Genomic DNA, 18,004 nt, shown 5'->3' with positions numbered 1-18,004 from the left:
GCGGTGCTTGCGCAGCTGATCGCGTGCTTCACCGGTCGCGTGTTCGGCAATCCGAAGATGATCGACGATTCGATCGGGATCCCGTGACTTTTACCGTCACGAAATCCCCCTTTCCCAAGCCCGCCTCTTTTCCATCATTTCGCTCATTCTCCTCGATCGTTTCTCAAACAAAAATTGATTGATTTGGCGAAACCGCATTCGCATACTGCGCAAGCTTCGTTCGCAATGCGTTGTCGTTGTCCTGAATCGGTCCCGACGCGCTGTGCCAGCGGCAAGCGGGATCGATATCGCGCGGTTTCCACTCTCTCGATGGAGAAACGTAATGGGCGTTACCGTCATTCCCCGGCTGCTCGGCCTGAAGGACGAGAAGAAGATTGCCACCACCGTTGGCGAAGCCCGGTTGAGCGGGATCAACTACCGGCATCCCGATTCCGCGCTGCTGTCCTATCCCGTCGCCGCCGCCGCGCCGTTGGGTACGCTGCCCGCCGGCAACTACAGGATCGCCATCGTCGGCGGCGGAGCAGGCGGCATCGCCGCACTCTACGAACTGGGCCGGCTCGCGGCGACGCTGCCGGCAGGAAGCGGCATCGACGTGCAGATCTACGAAGCCGATCCCGATTCGTTTCTTCATGACCGGCCGGGAATCAAGGCGATCAAGGTACGCGGGCTCAAGGCCGGAAGAGTGTCGGCGGCGCTCGTTCACAACGGCGATCCCGCCAGCGGCGACACCATTTACGAAGTAGGCGCGATGCGCTTTCCGGAAATCGCCGGATTGACCTGGCATTATGCGTCCGCCGCATTCGGGGACGCGGCGCCGATCAAGGTATTTCCGAATCCCGGCAAGGTGCCGACCGAATTCGTGTTCGGCAATCGGGTCGACCGTTATGTCGGGAGCGATCCGAAAGACTGGGAAGATCCGGATTCGCCGACGTTGAAGGTACTGGGTGTCGTCGCCGGCGGGCTGGCGGGCAACCCGCAAGGCGAGAATGTCGCGATGTATCCGATCGCCAATGTGGATCCGGCCAAGATCGCGGCGATCCTGAATGCGGCTACGCCGCCGGCCGATGCCCTCGAGCGGATTCAGACGAAGTACTGGCCCGAGTTCATCGCGCAATACGATGGCCTGACGCTCGGTGCGGCCGTCCGCGAGATCGTGACGGTTGCGTTCGAGAAGGGAACGCTGCCGCCGGTCGACGGTGTGCTCGACGTCGATGAATCGATCAGCTACTACGTCGAACTGTTCGGCCGCTTCGGCTTCGGCACCGGCGGCTTCAAGCCGCTGTACAACATCTCGCTGGTCGAGATGATGCGGCTGATCCTCTGGGACTATTCGAACGAATACACGCTGCCGGTCACGGAAAACGTCGAGTTCATCCGGAATCTGTTCCTCAAGGCGCAGGACGTCGGCGCCGGCAAGCTGGTCGTCCAGGTTCGTCAGGAACGCGTCGCGAACGCCTGTCATTCCGGCACCGCGTCGGCGCGCGCGCAACTGCTGTCATACGACAGCCATAACGCCGTCCATTCCGAAGCCTACGATTTCGTGATCCTCGCCGTCCCGCACGATCAGTTGACGCCGATCGTCAGCCGCAGCGGCTTCGAACATGCCGCCAGCCAGAATCTGGGGGACGCGGGCCTGGGCCTCGAAACGCATACGTACAACCAGGTCTATCCGCCGCTGCTGCTGAGCGATAGCAGCCCCGCCGCGAACGCCCGGATCGTCACGGCGATCGGCCAGCTTCACATGGCGCGCTCGTCGAAGGTGTTCGCCACCGTCAAGACCGCCGCGCTCGACCAGCCGTGGGTTCCGCAATGGCGCGGCGAACCGATCAAGGCCGTCGTCTCCGACAGCGGCCTCGCGGCGAGCTACGTGGTACCGAGCCCCATCGTCGAAGACGGCCAGGCGCCCGAGTATTCGAGCCTGCTGGCCAGCTACACGTGGGAGGACGATTCGACCCGGCTTCAGCACGATTTCGGGTTGTATCCGCAAAACCCGGCAACCGAGACCGGTACGGCGGACGGGATGTACCGGACGATGGTGAATCGCGCGTATCGGTACGTGAAGTATGCGGGCGCGTCGAACGCACAACCGTGGTGGTTCTATCAGTTGCTCGCGGAAGCACGCACGGCGGACCGCTTTGTCTTCGACTGGACGACCAACAAGACAGCCGGCGGCTTCAAGCTCGACATGACGGGCGACCATCACCAGAGCAACCTGTGCTTCCGGTATCACACGCATGCGCTCGCCGCGTCGCTCGACAACCGCTTCTTCATTGCCAGCGACAGCTACAGCCACCTCGGCGGCTGGCTCGAAGGCGCGTTCATGAGCGCACTGAATGCGGTGGCGGGCCTGATCGTGCGCGCCAATCGCGGCGACGTGAGCGCGCTGTCCACTGAGGCACGTCCGCTCGTGATCGGTCTGCGGCCCGTCGTGAAGGTCCCCGCAGCGGAGCTGGCCACCAGCCAGTAATTCGCGAACGAGGAGACGCGTGCGTCGCGCGTCATCATGCGCCCGCCGTCCGGCGGGCGCGTTTCACATCGATCGAAACAGGGGCGCGCGGCCGGACGGCGGAATCGGGGTATCCGGATTAACGCTCGCTCACCTTCACGCGCGGCAGCCATTCCGCCTCGGCACCCTGCGTGCCTTTCAATTGGGCGGGAATCGCGTCTTGCACTTGCGCGTCGTAGCGGCGTACCGCCTCGGTGTCGAGATGACGGCCGTCGAACGTCGACTGGCGACGGGTAATCATGTTGATGCGAAGGCGTTTTGCCGCCATGGTCGGTCTTCCTTGAAAAATCGGCACCCCGCCAACTGGCGAAGTGCAATAGATGTACGTGAGAAAGATGTCGCCAAGATGACGTGATGTGAAACGCACGTCTCCCGCCATCCTACGGCGGCTGCGCATGCACCGCAATGACCTCGAGCAAGCATCGCAGTTCACTTCTCCGCGATCCGCTTGCCGTCCGGCTTGATGGGTCGTTTCAAAGAAGGCACTCGAGGCGCGCCGCACGATCGACACGCTCCGCACTGGGTGCAGCGTCGAGGTACAACGGGTCGAAGGCCTGCCGGACGTGACGCCGTTCGACTTCGACCGCATCTGACCTCGCAGGCCGGACCGTGATCGGGCCGCCGTTATAATCGGTGCGACTCTACGGCGGCCGCGCGTGTCGGCTGCCGGCTGCACGCCGGGATGATTTCCCTTTCGGGCGCGACGCGCTCGAGGATTTCTTTCTCCCCGAGCGTGAAGCGCCTTGCGCCATTCCCCGCGCCTGCCATTCATGCCCGGCCGGGCAACGGATGGTGACTGCGCGAGTTGCTTCAAATATGACGGTTTCCCGTGCTGCCACCGGGTTCACGGGGATCCTCGACAAAAGGACAGAGGGCCTCGCCGATGCCGGTTTCCACTGGTTTTGACCGCAACGCATTCAGGGCGTATCCGCTGGACGGCGCGCTGCTGCGCTTTCACCCCGCGACAGGAACGCACGTCCGGATCGAGAACGCGGCGACCCGCCACTTGCGGCGCCTCGCACCCCGAGTCGTGATGTTCGGGATAACGAACAAGTGCAATCTGTCTTGCGACTTCTGCTCGCGTGATGTGCGGCGCGACAGCGCCTGGTCCGTCCAGTCGGCCGCCGGCGTCCTTCGCGGCCTCGCCACGGCAGGCACGCTGGAAGTCGCCTTCGGCGGCGGAGAGCCGTTCGCGTTCCGTGGATTCGCCGAGCTGATCGACATCCTCCATCACACCACGCCGCTTGCGCTGAACGTCACGACCAATGGAACGCTGATCCGGCGCAACACGTTCGCGCCCTACGCGGGCCGCTTCGGCCAGGCCCGCGTCTCGCTCTACGACGACGTGCGCTGGCGCGACGCGGGCACGGTCCTCTCGGAATACGGGCAAAGGTGGGGCGCCAACCTGATCGTCGACGACGCCGTGCTGCCGGGCCTCCCCGCCCTGCTGGCCGAACTGGCCGCGCTGGGTTGTCAGGATGTCTCGTTGCTGTCCTACATCGGCCCCGATTTGCGCAGGCACCTTTCGCCGAGGGGGCGCGCGCAGCTTGCGGCCATCGTGCAGGATTCGCCGATCGCCTGCTGCCTGTCGGTGTGCTTCGGCGACGCGGTGCCCGTATCCAGATTGTTCGACGGAGCCGATGGCAGTGGCGACTGCGGCGCGGGGCTGGACTTCGTCTCCATCACGCCCGATCAACGCATGCAGGGCTGTTCGTTCCAGGACGGCGGCCTGCCTGCCGCCAGTGCGGAGGACATCCTGCACGGGTGGCGCAACGCGCGTGCGCATCTCGAGCAGCCCAGTGCGCGGCGCGGTTGTGCACGTCGCGGCGCAGATGCCGGTCGAACCCGGTCAACGCCGCCGGTCAGCGTGTGGCAGGCCTTCTCCGGCAACAACAGCGGTGAGTGCGTGATGGTCGCTAAATTCGAGACCATCGCGGATGCGGACGCCTACCTCGCACAACTGCTGCCGTCATGGGCGCCCGATGCCGAGTATTCGTCCGAGTGGAAGCGCCTGTTCAAGGAAGAAGCGGTCGCGGGGCCGGGCTTGTCGGGCGGAGGGTCGCCTCGCGAGCTGGCGGCGATCGGCCGCTCGGTGATCGCGACGGGATACGAGGCAGACGACCTGTTTCCGGAATTGCGTGCGCTGGCCTGGAAGAAAGGCGCATACGTGGTGCCCGGCGGCATCCACGCCCACGACGTGTTCCTGCTGGCCGCGGTGCGTGCGTCAGGCGCGGATGACGCACGCGATCTGGCCGCCCGGAAGCCCCATCCCGCCGCCAGGACCTGGCTGCATGGAGAGGTCGTCCTCGTCACGCTCGAGCTGCAGGGTGATGGCGCGCCAGGTGAACTCGTCGAGATTCGGCAACTGCTCACCGGCTATTGCGCCGGTCGCCCGCTCGCCGCGGAACTCGTGTTCGACGACATCGACGACGCGGCCATGCTGTCGGTCAAGAAGCGGCTCGGCGCGGAAATCGGTCGAACGCCAAGGCTTGCGCTGCATTTCGGCTCGCGTGAGGATTCCGGCGAGCGGGCGGTTCGATTCGCGCAAATGATCGCGGAAGGCCAGACCAACGTCGCCGGCACGTGTGTCCTGGTATCGGGAATCGAGCGGCGCAAGCGGCTCGCGGTGCTCGCCTATCGGCAAGGTGCGCATGTCGGCGCCATCGACGGCCCGGAAGTGCGCGTCAGCGCCTGTTTTTTCGTGCGTGATGTCACCCCTCGGAAAGGCCGGCGCGCGGAACCCGGCGAGATCGATATCGGCCTGGTTCGCGAAGCGCTTCACCAGCGCTTTCCGGGCGGCGTTCGCATCGAAGTCAAGGCGGGATATCGTCGGGGTATGGCCTTCGTGACCATCGTCACCGCGGACCCCGGATACGCTTTCGGTCAACTCGAGCAGCTTGCGGCGTCGTTCGATGCGAGGCTCAGCATCGGGGTGCACGAGGTCGATCCGCTGGCGTTTGCCGTTCGACGCGTGATCTCGGACGTGCATTCCTGACCCGCAACGCAACCCGCCCGGCGCGCGCAATCGTCATCCCGGAATGCACGTTTTCGGCCTTCAATCGATCCGGGTATCGCGCAGTCCGGCCGCGTCGCCGTCGCTCACGCCCGCCTGCCCGTCGACTGCGCAGCCAGCGCGGCCCGCTCGATCCAGCGAATGGCCGGCGCATCGTGCTCGCCCGGCGCGGGCTTGCCGATCAGGAAGCCCTGCACCTCGCGGCAGCCGGCATCCGTGATGCACGCCAGTTGCTCCTCCGTCTCGACGCCTTCCGCGACGGTCGTCACGCCGAGGCGCTTGCCGAGATCGGCCACCGCGCATACGACGGCCGCGCAGTCCGGTCGCGAGATCGCATCGCGCACGAAGCTGCCGTCGATCTTGATCTTGTCGAACGGAAACGCGCGCAGATGCGCGAGCGACGAGAAGCCCGTGCCGAAATCGTCGAGGGCGACGCGCACGCCCATCGAACGCAGCGCGCGCAGGTCCGCGATCGCCTTGCCCTCGTCATGCAGCAGCGCGGTTTCCGTCACCTCGATTTCCAGCCGGTCGGGCGTGAGGCCCGCGCCGGCCAGCGCCGCCGCGAAGGCCGGCACGATCGTGCCGTGGCCGAGCTGCGCCGCCGACACGTTCACGGCGACGCGTGCGCCGTCCGGCCAGCGCGCCGCCTCCCGGCAGGCATGGTCGAGCACGAAGCGGCCGAGCCGGTCGATCAGGCCGCCGCGCTCGGCCACCGGAATGAAGTAGCCCGGCGAAATCCAGCCGGAGCGCGGGTGATGCCAGCGCAGCAGGGCCTCGCGCGTCGTCACCTTGCGAGTCAGGACATCGACGATCGGCTGGTAGAACACGTACAGCCCCTGGTTCTCGTCCAGCGCGACGCGCAGCTTCGATTCGAGCGCGATCCGCTCCTGCGCGCTCGTTTCCATGTCCGGCGAGAACATCCGGTACGTCCCCTTCCCGGCTTTCTTGGCCGCATAGAGCGCCATGTCCGCGCGTGACAGCAGCACGCCGGCGTCGTTGCCGTGATGCGGCGCCAGCACGCAGCCGATCGACGCGCCGATGCGGAACTGCCGCTCGGGCGACGGCGCATAGGGCGCGACGAGCGTGTCGACGAGCCGCGCGGCCGCGCCCATCGCACCGTCCGCGTCGGTGTCGCGCAGCAGCACCGCGAATTCGTCGCCGCCGATGCGCCCGAACATCGTCCTCGCTTCCGGGCACTGCCCGCGAAGGCGTTCCGCAACCTGGCGCAGCACCTCGTCGCCCGCCGAATGCCCGCACGCGTCGTTGATCAGCTTGAAGCCGTCGAGGTCGATGAAGAGCAGCCCGAGCGTCTTGTCCGAGCGGCGCAGGCTCGCGTCGAATTCGGCGAGGAAGGTCGCGCGGTTCGGCAGGCCGGTGAGCGAATCGTGATGCGCGAGCTGGTGGATGCGCGCTTCCGCCTCGGCCTGCTGCGTGACGATCGACCACGACAGCATCGGGCCGATGTAGCGCCCCTCGGCATCGCGCACCGCCGAGACCTGGAGGTCGAGCACTTCCGGCCCGAGCCGCACGCGGCCGCGATGCGGCAGGTTCGCCGGATCGGCGAGCAGGCGGCGCTGGTGCTGCGGGTGCGGATGGAAGAAGTCGATCGATGCGCCGAGCGCATCGTCCGCGCGAATCGGCAGCAAATGCTCGATCGAGCGCAGCAGGTTTCGCGACGCCGTGTTCAGGTAGTTGATGCGGAACGTCTCCGGGTCGGCCGTCATCACGGCCACCGGCATGTCGTCGATCATCCGCATCAGCCGCGTCTGCGCCTGCTCGCGCATCCGCGATTCGGCCTGCGCGTCGACGGTACGCACGAAGCCCCGGTAGTTGACCGAGATGACGGCGATCAGCGCGGCCGACACGAAAGCCATGTTGACCGCGGTGGCGACGAGCGTCGGCTGGCCCGTCGAGAGGAAGAACGCGATGAACGCGGCGTTGACGATCACAGCCACGATCAGCGCGGCCGTGCGCAGGTACATCAGGCTGAAGATGCAGCCGATCACCGTGATCGCCATGTAGAACGCGACCTGGGCCTTTTGCCACGCGTCGCCGTACGGGAACAGCAGCAGCGCCCAGAGGGTGAACGTCACCGCGATCGGGATCACCAGCCAGTTCGTCATCGTGAGCGCACGCGACACGGTGTCCGGCGTCGGCTCCACCAGCCGCGCGCGGCGCCAGTGCAGCAGCCGCGCGAGCGACACGAGCGTCATCCCGGCCGGCATCGCGACCGACAGCCACCACGGCGTGCTGCGCAGGTGCGTGACGGCGAGGCTCCAGGTGCTCGAGACGAGGATCAGGTACATCACCGGTAGCTGGCCGGCGAATACCCGGAATTGCGCCGCGAGCAGGTCCGGGTTCCGGGCCGGCGCCGCGATGCTTGCCAGTCTGACCATCCGTGCGTAGTGGGTTTTCATGTGAGCCTGCCTGCTGCAACCTGCGTTCGGATTGCCGTATCCGGCGTTGTCGCTTACCGGCGCGGGCCCGGATCCAGCTCGGCCGTGACGGCCGATCCGGACGCGGGAACCGGCGCGCTGGCGCGGTTGCTGCCGGTCAGCGCGATCTGCCCGCTGCCGACAATCTCGTTGAGTGGTGCGGGCCTGCCGAGCAGGAAGCCCTGCGCTTCGTCGCAGCCTTCGTCGGCCAGCAGCACGAGCTGGTCGCGCGTCTCGATGCCTTCGGCCAGGATCGGAATGCCCAGGCTCTTGCCGAGCGCGAGCACGGCGCGGATGATCGCGCGATCCTGCGGTTTCGCTTCCGCGTCCGCGACGAACGACTGGTCGAGCTTGATGCGGTCGAACGGGAACGAGCGCAGCGTGTCGAGCGACGAATAGCCGGTACCGAAATCGTCGAGCGCGATGCTCACGCCCAGCGCCTTGATCTGCCGCAGCGTATCCAGCGCGCGCTCGCGGCCGGCGAAGATCGTCGATTCCGTCAGTTCCAGCTGCAGGCGCGATGCCGGCAGGCCGGTTTCCTCGAGCACCTCCGCCACGAGCGCCGTCAGGTCCGCGTGCATGAACTGCACGGCCGATACGTTCACCGAGACCGTATAGGGCGGCTCCCACGTGGCCGCGCGCGCGCATGCCTCGCGCAGCACCCACGCGCCGATCTCCAGGATCACGCCGTTTTCCTCGGCGAGCGGAATGAACTCGGTGGGCGGTATCGTGCCGAGCGTCGCATGCTGCCAGCGCAGCAGCGCCTCGTAGCCGCGGATCTCGCCGGTCGTCAGCGACGTCTGCACCTGGTAGTGGATGCTCAGCTGGTTGTCGGCCACCGCGCGGCGCAGGTCGGCCGCGAGGCTGCGGCGCGCGCGGACGATCAGGTCCATCGCCGGCTCGTAGAAGCAGATCGATTGCGCGACGCTGCCCTTCGCACGGTACATCGCGAGGTCCGCGTTGTTGATGAGGATCGCCTTGGTGGCTGCGTCGTCCGGGTAGATGGCCACACCGAAGCTCGCGCCCGGCACGACCTCGTAGTCGTCCAGCCTGACCGGCTTGTAGAGCGCGGGCTCGAGCCGTTCGAGCAGGTCCATCAGGCGTGCGTCGTCGCCCATCCGGCAGAGCGCCGCGAATTCGTCGCCGCCGATGCGGGCGACGAATTCGCCTTCGCGCAGCAGGTTCGACATGCGCCGCGCGAGGATGCGCAGCACCTCGTCGCCGGCGTGGTGGCCGCGCAGGTCGTTGATTTCCTTGAAGCGGTTCAGGTCGATGCCGATCAGCGCGAGCTTCGTGCCCTGCTCTTGCGCCAGCGCGATTTCGAGGTCCAGCCGCTCGTTGAAGCTCGCCCGGTTCGGCAGGCCGGTCAGCATGTCGCTCAGTGCCAGCCGGCGCAGGTGCTCGAGCGATTCGGCCCGCACGTTGCTGTCGATCACGTAGCTCACGAGCCCCGTGCAGACGATCACGAGCGACGTACCCGCGACCGCGAGCGCCAGCGGACGCAGCGTGTTCACGTCGGTCCACGCGCCGTCGAGCGTCAGCGGCGTGATGCGCAGCGCGGACATCCCGGTGAAATGCAGCGCGAGGATCGCGAGCGACAGCACGCCGGCCATCTGGTTGACCGCGTGCGGCGACGGCCGCAGCGCGAGGTGCAGCGCGAGCGCCGCGAGGGTCATCGCCAGCAGCACCGACGCGACCAGGTAGCCGATGTCCCACGACACGATGCCCTCGACCCGCCACGCGAGCATGCCGGTGTAATGCATCAGCACGATCGCGACGCCGACGATCGCGCCGCCGAGCGCGGGCGCGATCCTGACGATGCGGCAGGTCGTCAGCACGAAGCCGATCGTGCTGCCGCCGACCGCGATGAGCAGCGACACGAGCGTGAGCGGCAGGTCGAATTGCACGGGCGCGCCGGCATCGAAGCCGAGCATCGCGATGAAGTGCGTGCACCAGATCGCCACGCCGGCCGAAATGGCCGTCAGCACCTGCCAGCCGAACCGCTGCGTGCCGGAGGTGTTCACCGTGCGCTGGAACAAACGCGCGGTGACCCACGAGCCGGCCCCGCACAACAGCGCGGCAAGCAGGACCAGCCAGTGATTGTGCCGTTGAACGATGCACCCTAAAACTGTCGCCAAAACCTTTCTTCCCCTATCCGTCGCATGCGTGGATGCCGTTCCCGATCGAAACCGCGGGGCGATGCCGCTTCGATCAGGCGCGCCTTCCGGATATCGGCATGCGATGAATAAACTGAACGCCGCGCGGCGGCACGCAAACGATTGCCCGGAAGATATTTTTTCTGGGAAAAGTGCCGGAACGAGACGGGGCGGGATATCGAAGGATCGGCCGATGGTTTGCCGATCGACCGACGGGTGTGGGCGATGGGTGATACGGCTGGATTCCGCCGCGCTTCACCGTCAGGTTTCTTCCAGGTTCGTCACGGACAGCCGGGGAACGCGGCGCGGTTATCGAGGAAGGTGCGGCAGGCGCAACCATGTCGGCACGCAGTGCCGAAAAGCGGGCTACGTGGCTGGCGGGATAAAAACCGGATTCCAGAGATCGACCGCCAGCAATTGCAGGCGGTCGATCAACACGCGTCCGTCATTTGCCCGGGCGTCGCGTGGCCTCGATCGGCTCTCCGTTCTCCGACACGAAATGCCGCCACGCGATCGATCCTCGGGCATTCAACGCACTGGCACACACGCCATCAATTCACCCCGACCGCGCTCCATGCGCGAGCGACCGTCGCGCTTTCGGCCGAATTCGCGCCGTACAGGTCGTTCGCCGCCTGGATCGACGCACGCCGCGCGTTCGGGTAGCTGGAGTTGGCGTTCAGATACACGGTCAGCGTCCGGTACCAGATCTTGCCGGCCTTCTCGCGCCCCAACCCGGTGAAGGTCGTGTCGCCGTTGCAGACCAGTTTCGCCTTCGTCAGGCCGGTATCGGTCGACGGCACCGTCGGGCCCTCCGCCAGCAGGTAGAAAAGGCGGTTGCCGACACCCGACGTGAAATGCGGATCGTGGCGCGGATTCGACCACGAGAATCCGCCGGACGGGTAACAGCTGAACGACCTGCCATCGAGATCCTGCTTGTACATCTTGCGCAGGCCGCCGCTCACCACGCGCGCACCGATCACGTAGTTGCCGGGATCGTTCGGGTTGTTCGCGTAGTACTTGACGAGCGTGCCGAAAATGTCGGAAGTCGCTTCGTTCAGCCCACCCGCGTCGCCCGAATAGTTCAGGTTCGCCGTGGCCTCGGTCACGCCGTGGCTCATCTCGTGTCCGGCCACGTCGACCGACACGACCGGCTTCGGCAGGCTCGTGCCCGGCTGGCCGTCGCCGTACACCATGATGTGCGACGGCATCCATGCCGCGTTCGCGCCGGTCGTGCCGCTGCCGGTGTCGAACACCACGTGCGCGAAACTCTTCACGCCGCGCCCGTCGTTGAAGATACCGTTGCGATTGTGCGTCGTCTTGTAGTAATCCCAAGTTAACGCCAGACCGTAATCGATGTCGGCGGCGACGGTCTGCCGGTCAGTGGTCGCGTTGTTGCCCCACACGTTCGTGCTGCTCGTGAAGATCGGCAGGTCGGTCGCCTGCTCGACGTCCTCCGCGATCAGTCCGCGGCCGTCGTATACGGAGCCGCCGCCGCGATTCGGATCGAGCATCCGGTACGCGTTCGTGCCTGTCTGGTCGGTGGTCAGCGTCAGGTTGCCGTAGTACAGCGAGCGGCCGGTGCCGGTCGCGGCGGCGGTCTTGATCAGGTCCTGCGCATCGAGCACGGCGCCCGTGCGTGCGTCGACGTAGTACAGCACCGCATCGCCGTGCACGTCGTTCGACTTGCCGTATACGCGCACCGCGTAGGCCAGCGTCGGCGTGACGTCGCGTACGAACACCACGAGTTCCGCGTCGTCGACGCGGCGCACGTCCGAGTTGAAGCGCGCGGTCGCGATGCGCTTGACCCTGGCGTTGCCGATGTCGGGCGCGTTGCGTATCACGGAGCGGTTTCCGACCTTGCCGATCGTGCCGGCGAGATTGATCGGCGCGAGCTGGGTCACGCTCGCCTGCTTCAACTGCCCCTTGCTCGAATGGACGACCACGTCACCGCCGATCACGGGCAGGCCCGCGTAGAAACGGTCGAAACGCACGTGCTCGGTGCCGTCGGGATCGACGATCACGTCGCGCACCTCGAATTGATCGCCGTCCGTCGGCGCACTCGCCTGCGGCCCTGCGAACTTCAACGTGCGTGCTGCGCCGCCAGCGGCCAGACTGAAGGCGGACGGGTTCTGCTGGATCAGTTGCAGTGCCTTGTCGACCGTGGCCGACTGGTCGCCGGCCTGGGCAAAAGCACTGAGACTCGCGACGGTAATCGCGGTGATGGACAGCAGGCGAGACAGTTTCTTCATGTAATCCCCCGGTTATGTATGGGTGATGTTCGAGGAATGCATCAAGTACAGACTTTGATCCAGGACATGTCACGAACTGCAGAGGGATGCTAGGAGGTCATTTTTATAATTACAAGATATTTTCTGACAGGTTAATATTTTCTGTCGGCGATGTTAATCGAGTCATGATTTGGTGAGAAATCTGAAATGATCTCGTCGGCTGCGATGCCGGTTTCGGCAACGCCGCATCGGCGGAATGCGCGTGCCGGGCCCGCCGTTACTGGGGAAAGGCGTGCGTGGCGCGGGTCGGACGGAATGGAAGATGTGAAGCTCGAGGTAGCGCGGCAGATGCTATTTGCTTTATTAAATATTGATTTTGATTATTGCCATTCCGGGCGCACCACCGGGATTTTTAGTGGCTTTCCGATTCTCGCCCTTGATGACACCGCCTTTTAATGCGTAGTAAAAGCCTCGCGAACGACGCATGAGAACAAGTTTTCTACGAATCGTTCGTTTAAGCGGTACGGCTCATCCGGCAGCATGAGTGCGTCACACTGCCTCTGCATCGCCCTATCCGCGCAGCGTGACGCGGATGCGCGGCCGCACGCCGCTGTTTTCGCGAGAGATGCATACGGCCGATGAACCGTCCGTTGACGTCGGCCGCCTACTTGCCCCGCACCTTGACCTGCACCACCAGCCACGTCAGCGCCCCCAGCACGAATACGGCGAGCGTCCACGCGCCGCCATGGTGCTGCAGCACCGCGGCCGTCGCGGCGATGCCCGCCAGTCCCTGCTGCAGGAAACCGCACAAGGCCATCGCATGCGCGCCGTGTTCATGCGCATCGCTGACGGCGGTCGCCATACTGTTCGGAAACAGCACCGCCTGGCCGAAGATCGCCAGGCAATACAGCGCGATGAAGATCCACAGGCCGGTGAAATGGGTCAGCAGGCCGCTCAGCCACGACACCAGCATCAACGTGGTTGCGAACGCAAGCAACGCGGCACCGGCATGCATCAGCCGGGCGCCGCCATGCCGTCTCACGAGGCGGTTGACCAGCATCGCCCCGCTGAAATAAGCCACGCCGAGCAGCAGGCCGATACTGCCGAAGCTCGTCACGGCCAGCTTGAAATGCTCCTGGAACACGAACGGGCTCACCTCCTGCAAGGTGACGGTCGTCGCGAACCCCAATCCGCCCGCGCAGGCTGGCCACAGGAAGCCCGGGCGCCGCAGCAGGAGCCAGTAAGTACCGGCCAGGCCCGACGGTTTGGCGGCACGGCTTCCCGCCTTCAACGGCAACGCGTACGACAGCGCGATCGCCAGCGCGGCGACGACGGCCATCAGCACGAAACCCGTTTGCCAATGACTGTATCGGCCGATGAGCCCGCCGATGAACTGGCCGCCGCCCAGGGCCGTGATGAAGGCGATCGACAACACGGAGAGGCGTCGCGCCAGTTCATCGCCGCGCCAGTTGTCGCGGACGATGATTCGGGCGATGATCGCCGCGCCGCCGCCGCCGATGCCCTGGATGGCGCGCAACACGAGCAGTGCCGGTGCGACCGTGCAGCCGGCGAGCAGCAGGCTGCTGCCAATGAACAGCAGCAGCGAAATCAGCAGCGGGCCGCGCCGGCCCCAGCGTTCCGCGGCAGCGCCCCAGAATGGCACCGGCAGCGCGGCACCGATCACATAGGCGGAGATGGATAACTCGGCACCGCCTTGCGTCATCTTCAACTCGCGCATGACGACAGGCAGCGACGGCAGGTACACCGTCGTCGCCATTTGCGCCATGAATACGACCAGGCACGCCAGCGCCATCAAGGAAGCAGCCGACGCCGCAGGTTCGCACGGCGCACCGGCGGCAAGAACGGGTTTGTCGCTCATGCCAGCCCTCGATCCGATCGGGACGCGCACCCGGTCGTTGCCCATCCGGGCGCACATGACGAGCTCCCGTCGCGGGCGCTATCCGCGTACATGCGCGTCTGAAATCCGGGTTCGGTCGCCATCGTTTCTCTCACGTTATTTTTTTCGGGGTTTGCCGCGGCAGTGGGCGGCAGGACTGAAGCGGCTGATTGTACAAAGGTGCGGGAAACGAATGGTAGACGCCGAATTCAAATGACCGTTGCGGAGCGGCGAGGGGCTCCCGGCTCCGCCCGCTCCGACAATGCAGGGAGTGCGGGGGGCAAACCGGGCCATGGCCGATATTCAATGACGAACCGCAGTCGAGCGACCGCTTCGTGCATGAGGCACAATACCCGGCTTCAACATTCAACCGCGATCAAACCCATGCGCTTCGTCGTCGTTGGAACCAGCGGAGCGGGGAAATCCACCTTTTCCAGCGCACTGGCGGTGGCAGCAGGCTGCCCGTACATCGAGCTGGATCGACTCTACTGGGGCCCCGACTGGACAGCCGTGCCGCCGGAACAGTTCGAGCGCGCCGTGCTGGCCGCGACGGCCGGCGACCGATGGGTCGCCGACGGGAACTACAGCGCCGTGCGCGACGTGCTCTGGTCGAGAGCCACTCACGTGATCTGGCTCAACTTCGGGCGGCGGACGGTGTTCTCCCGCGTGCTCTGGCGCACGTTGAGCCGCGGGCTCATGCGCACCGAACTTTCGCACGGCAACCGCGAGTCGCTGCGGATGGCATTTTCGCGAGAGTCGGTGCTGCTGTGGTCGTACACCACGTTCGCCAGGAATCGTGTCAAGTTCGCCGGCCTGCGTGACGACCCGAAATACGCGCATCTGCACTGGACGGAGATCACCCGGCCGTCGCGCACCCGCGCGGTCATCGACATGCTGGTTCGCGCCGGCGGTTGAGCGCGGCGCGACGCGCGTTTGCGGCGATGCGAATTCACTTCACGGCCGCATTGCCTCCGTCGGCGAACAGGGCCGAGCCGGTAACGAAACTGGCCATCGGGCTCGCCAGAAACAGCGCCGCGGATGCGATCTCGTCGGGGCGGGCGATGCGCTTCATCGCGTGGAGCCCGGCCGCCCATTCCTTTTGCTCGGGGTCTCCCCCCATCGCGGTGTCCACACCGCCCGGCAACAGTGCGTTTGCCCGAATCCCCCGTGCCGCGTAGTCGGCGGTGATGCCCTTCACCAGTCCCATCAAGCCGGCCTTGGACGCACCATACGCGGACATGCCGGGTAGCCCGACGCTGGTTCCGACGAAGCTGGACGTGAAGACGATCGAGCCGCCTCCGCGTTCGAGCATCGCGGGAATCTGGTTGCTTGCGCCCAGGAAGGCGGCCGTCAGATTGGTAGACAGCGTGTGCTGCCAATCGTCGAGCGAGATGTCCGCGAGCGGTTTGAGCGGCCCGACGGTTCCCGCGTTGTTGATCGCGATGTCGAGACCGCCGAACTCGCGCAGGGCCGTCGCGACGAGCCTTCGATGCGTATCGACGTGACAGACGTCGCCGGCGCAGGCGAACGCCTGCCCGCCGTGACGACGAATCTCGCTGGCCACCTGATTCAACGCGGATTCGCTTCGCGCACCCAATACGATTGACGCGCCATGCGCCGCGAACATCAATGCGATCGCCCGGCCGATTCCGGTGGAGGCACCGGTGACGATGGCGACTTTCCCGTCGAGTAAGGTCATCTTCTTCACATCCCGTGAGTGAGGTCAGTCACGGCAATGTAGGCGACCGTTTGCAGGCAGACACTCCGTTTCTTGCTGTTGAAGTCCGGTGCAACGGCATCGCGGGTGGTGCGGCACGGCCATGTCGCGCGCTGCGGCGATCTGCACGTGATGGAGATGCGCAGCCTTCCCGACCTGCACGGTCATTGAAATGGCGGCCCGCGCCGGCACCCGAACGCGGTATGACGCTTGCCGGCGTCAGTCGTCGAACGTGCCTTGATATTCCGGCGCGGCATCCGCGCGCGTGTTCAGCTCGAACATCACGCCGCCCGGCGCGCGGCAGAAGAAGCGCGAACCGCGCCCGTTGTTGAAGACGTCCGTCACCATCTCGACGCCCTCTTCCCTGAAGCGTTCGAACAACGTGCGAACGGCATCGAGGCTCGGCAGTTCGAACCCGACGTGGAAATTCGTCGGCCACGCGGTCTCATCGTCGCCGGCGTGATCGATCACTACGTCGAAGCCCGGGCGCTTGAGGATCCAGGATTTGTCCCAGCTTCCCGCGATCGTGAAGCCGAGATGCCGCTCGAAGAATCGGGCCGTCGCCAGTGTGTCGGCGGAGGGGAAGCTCAGGTGATTGAGCTTCATGGTTTGCGTCATGGCAGTCATTGCGAGTCTCCGTCATGCGTCGATCGGCGGAGGCCCCATGCCGTTCCGCCCGACGCACCCAGAATACGAGCCGCGGCTCGCATTCGACAATTCGCATTCGCCGCCTGGCTCGACAGCGCGCGAACCCGCGAGAAATCGCGGATCGGGGCGCGGTTGCGAGCGCGGCGGATCGCGCCATTCGCATTTGTATCTGTCCGTGATTTGGCTGAACCACATCACTTCCGGCAGCCGCCCACCTTATTGCTCGAGAGAGCCATCTCCATTGGATCCTCTTTCTGGACAGGTGGAACCTTCGTTGAAAGCGACACGCCCCATGCCGCCCTACGTCTTCACCGCTTCGTAAACCTTCGTCTTCGGATTGAACCGGTATTCGACGACATCCGCGGCGCCGTCGGTCTTTTTCCGGCCGGCGTTGTCGATGCCCGTCCCGGTCATCGCCACGCGAAGGCGCGGCCAGTCCCGGCCGTCTGCCGGCAGGAACGTCAGCGTCGCAGAGCCTTCCACGCACGGTATCCGGTTGCCGGTACCCGCGGCATCGCATGCCGCGCCGCTGTCGTTGCCGCGAAATACGTTGCCGGCATAGGTCCAGTCGGTATCGTCAGGATTGCTGGACGCATCGGTGCGCCGATAGACGAACATGCCGAACGACTTGATCCGGGTACCGGAAGCCAGGTACCAGGTCGGCACGGCCAGCACGATCCGCCCGTCCGGCAGGGTCGTGCTCACGGCGGATTCCTTGTCGTCGATCGTGTCAGCCTTTTCGTAGCGGCCAAACTCGCCGATCGAGCGTTCCGACTCGACCATGTTCCAGCCGGCCACGCCGCCGTCCGAGATCCATTCGAAGGTCGCCTCCGTGATCGTCACCCTGGCATCGGGCGCCGGCTCGGCGGTTTTCTCCTGTTCGGCGTACTTGTTCGGCGTCTCGTACGCGAAGCCGGTGAAGTAGCGGCCGCCGTTCAGGTCGAACGCGTGGCCGTACCAATACGTGGCCTGGCTTCCGTTGGCGATCTCCATCGTCGCCTCGCCATGCGCGTCCTTCTGGTAAATGCCCTCCAGCACCTGGCCCGGCCTGGGCGGCACAGGCGAGTCGCGCCCTTCGCGCTGCGAGGTAACGGCCTGCGTCGCCGACGCGGCCGCCGGCTGCGCATTCGATGCGGTATCGGCCTGACCGGAACGATCCCCGCATGCCGCGACCAGAAGCGAAACGACGGACAGCCATGCAATTTTCCCGATCATGTGCCTTTACCCCGGATGCGTCTTCAAGTGACCCGATGCACGCTCACGGGTGCACCAATTGATATCGCCGTTCGATACCGGTTGCCCGGCCGATCGATTCGGGCGCCGGTTCTCTTGTCGAACCCATGGCGCGGATTGTCCGGGCGCTAGCGGCACCTGCCGCCGTAACCGGCCGGCAAAGCCGATGGC

General features: G+C 65.6%; 12 protein-coding genes. 4 read left to right on the top strand and 8 right to left on the bottom strand.

What is annotated here, in order from left to right; genetic code table 11:
* Window positions 1-322 precede the first annotated feature (322 nt).
* Complete coding sequence (locus tag E9536_RS24230) at window positions 323-2,467, top strand: FAD-dependent oxidoreductase (protein WP_136470981.1); 2,145 nt, start codon at window positions 323-325, stop codon at window positions 2,465-2,467.
* A 118-nt stretch (window positions 2,468-2,585) separates the two neighbouring features.
* Here the strand turns inward: E9536_RS24230 and E9536_RS24225 are convergent, their stop codons facing one another.
* Window positions 2,586-2,774, bottom strand: a complete 189-nt coding sequence (locus E9536_RS24225; RefSeq protein WP_027792696.1) for a hypothetical protein — start codon at window positions 2,772-2,774, stop codon at window positions 2,586-2,588.
* Window positions 2,775-3,389: 615 nt separating this feature from the next.
* Here E9536_RS24225 and E9536_RS24220 point away from each other — a divergent pair.
* Complete coding sequence (locus E9536_RS24220; RefSeq protein ID WP_136470979.1) at window positions 3,390-5,501, top strand: radical SAM protein; 2,112 nt, start codon at window positions 3,390-3,392, stop codon at window positions 5,499-5,501.
* Window positions 5,502-5,605: 104 nt separating this feature from the next.
* On the opposite strand, the gene E9536_RS24215 is transcribed toward E9536_RS24220, so the two are convergent.
* The 3 genes from E9536_RS24215 to E9536_RS24205 form a co-directional block, all read right to left on the bottom strand.
* Entirely contained in the window at window positions 5,606-7,936 is a 2,331-nt protein-coding gene (locus E9536_RS24215) for an EAL domain-containing protein (RefSeq protein WP_136470977.1), read from the bottom strand.
* A gap of 53 nt (window positions 7,937-7,989) precedes the next feature.
* Window positions 7,990-10,092: an EAL domain-containing protein gene (locus E9536_RS24210; protein ID WP_136470975.1), complete on the bottom strand. Its 2,103-nt coding sequence runs from the start codon at window positions 10,090-10,092 to the stop codon at window positions 7,990-7,992.
* A 569-nt stretch (window positions 10,093-10,661) separates the two neighbouring features.
* Window positions 10,662-12,359 carry a M4 family metallopeptidase gene (locus E9536_RS24205; protein WP_136470973.1) on the bottom strand — a complete coding sequence of 566 codons (1,698 nt, stop codon included), beginning with the start codon at window positions 12,357-12,359 and terminating at the stop codon, window positions 10,662-10,664.
* A 186-nt stretch (window positions 12,360-12,545) separates the two neighbouring features.
* On the opposite strand from E9536_RS24205, the gene E9536_RS24200 reads away from it, so the two are divergent.
* Complete coding sequence (locus tag E9536_RS24200; RefSeq protein ID WP_136470971.1) at window positions 12,546-12,794, top strand: hypothetical protein; 249 nt, start codon at window positions 12,546-12,548, stop codon at window positions 12,792-12,794.
* A gap of 208 nt (window positions 12,795-13,002) precedes the next feature.
* Here E9536_RS24200 and E9536_RS24195 read toward each other — a convergent pair whose 3' ends face one another.
* Window positions 13,003-14,217: an MFS transporter gene (locus tag E9536_RS24195; RefSeq protein WP_247873502.1), complete on the bottom strand. Its 1,215-nt coding sequence runs from the start codon at window positions 14,215-14,217 to the stop codon at window positions 13,003-13,005.
* Between the two features lie 402 nt (window positions 14,218-14,619).
* Here E9536_RS24195 and E9536_RS24190 point away from each other — a divergent pair, with 402 nt between their 5' ends.
* The gene (locus tag E9536_RS24190) at window positions 14,620-15,150 is read left to right on the top strand and encodes a toxin (RefSeq protein ID WP_060084660.1); all 531 of its coding nucleotides are present in this window, start codon (window positions 14,620-14,622) and stop codon (window positions 15,148-15,150) included.
* Between the two features lie 34 nt (window positions 15,151-15,184).
* Here the strand turns inward: E9536_RS24190 and E9536_RS24185 are convergent, their stop codons facing one another.
* The 3 genes from E9536_RS24185 to E9536_RS24175 all read right to left on the bottom strand — a co-directional run bounded on the left by E9536_RS24185 (window position 15,185) and on the right by E9536_RS24175 (window position 17,815).
* Window positions 15,185-15,934, bottom strand: a complete 750-nt coding sequence (locus tag E9536_RS24185) for an SDR family oxidoreductase (protein ID WP_136470969.1) — start codon at window positions 15,932-15,934, stop codon at window positions 15,185-15,187.
* 237 nt (window positions 15,935-16,171) lie between these two features.
* Window positions 16,172-16,579 carry a VOC family protein gene (locus E9536_RS24180; RefSeq protein WP_027792704.1) on the bottom strand — a complete coding sequence of 136 codons (408 nt, stop codon included), beginning with the start codon at window positions 16,577-16,579 and terminating at the stop codon, window positions 16,172-16,174.
* A gap of 321 nt (window positions 16,580-16,900) precedes the next feature.
* A complete protein-coding gene (locus tag E9536_RS24175) occupies window positions 16,901-17,815 on the bottom strand; it encodes a hypothetical protein (protein WP_136470968.1) in 915 nt (304 codons plus the stop codon).
* Window positions 17,816-18,004: the final 189 nt, after the last annotated feature.

Origin of the sequence: Burkholderia sp. LS-044 (assembly GCF_004803625.1) — a bacterium.
GTDB lineage: Bacteria > Pseudomonadota > Gammaproteobacteria > Burkholderiales > Burkholderiaceae > Burkholderia > Burkholderia cepacia.
This window is presented reverse-complemented; position numbering and strand designations above follow the sequence as displayed.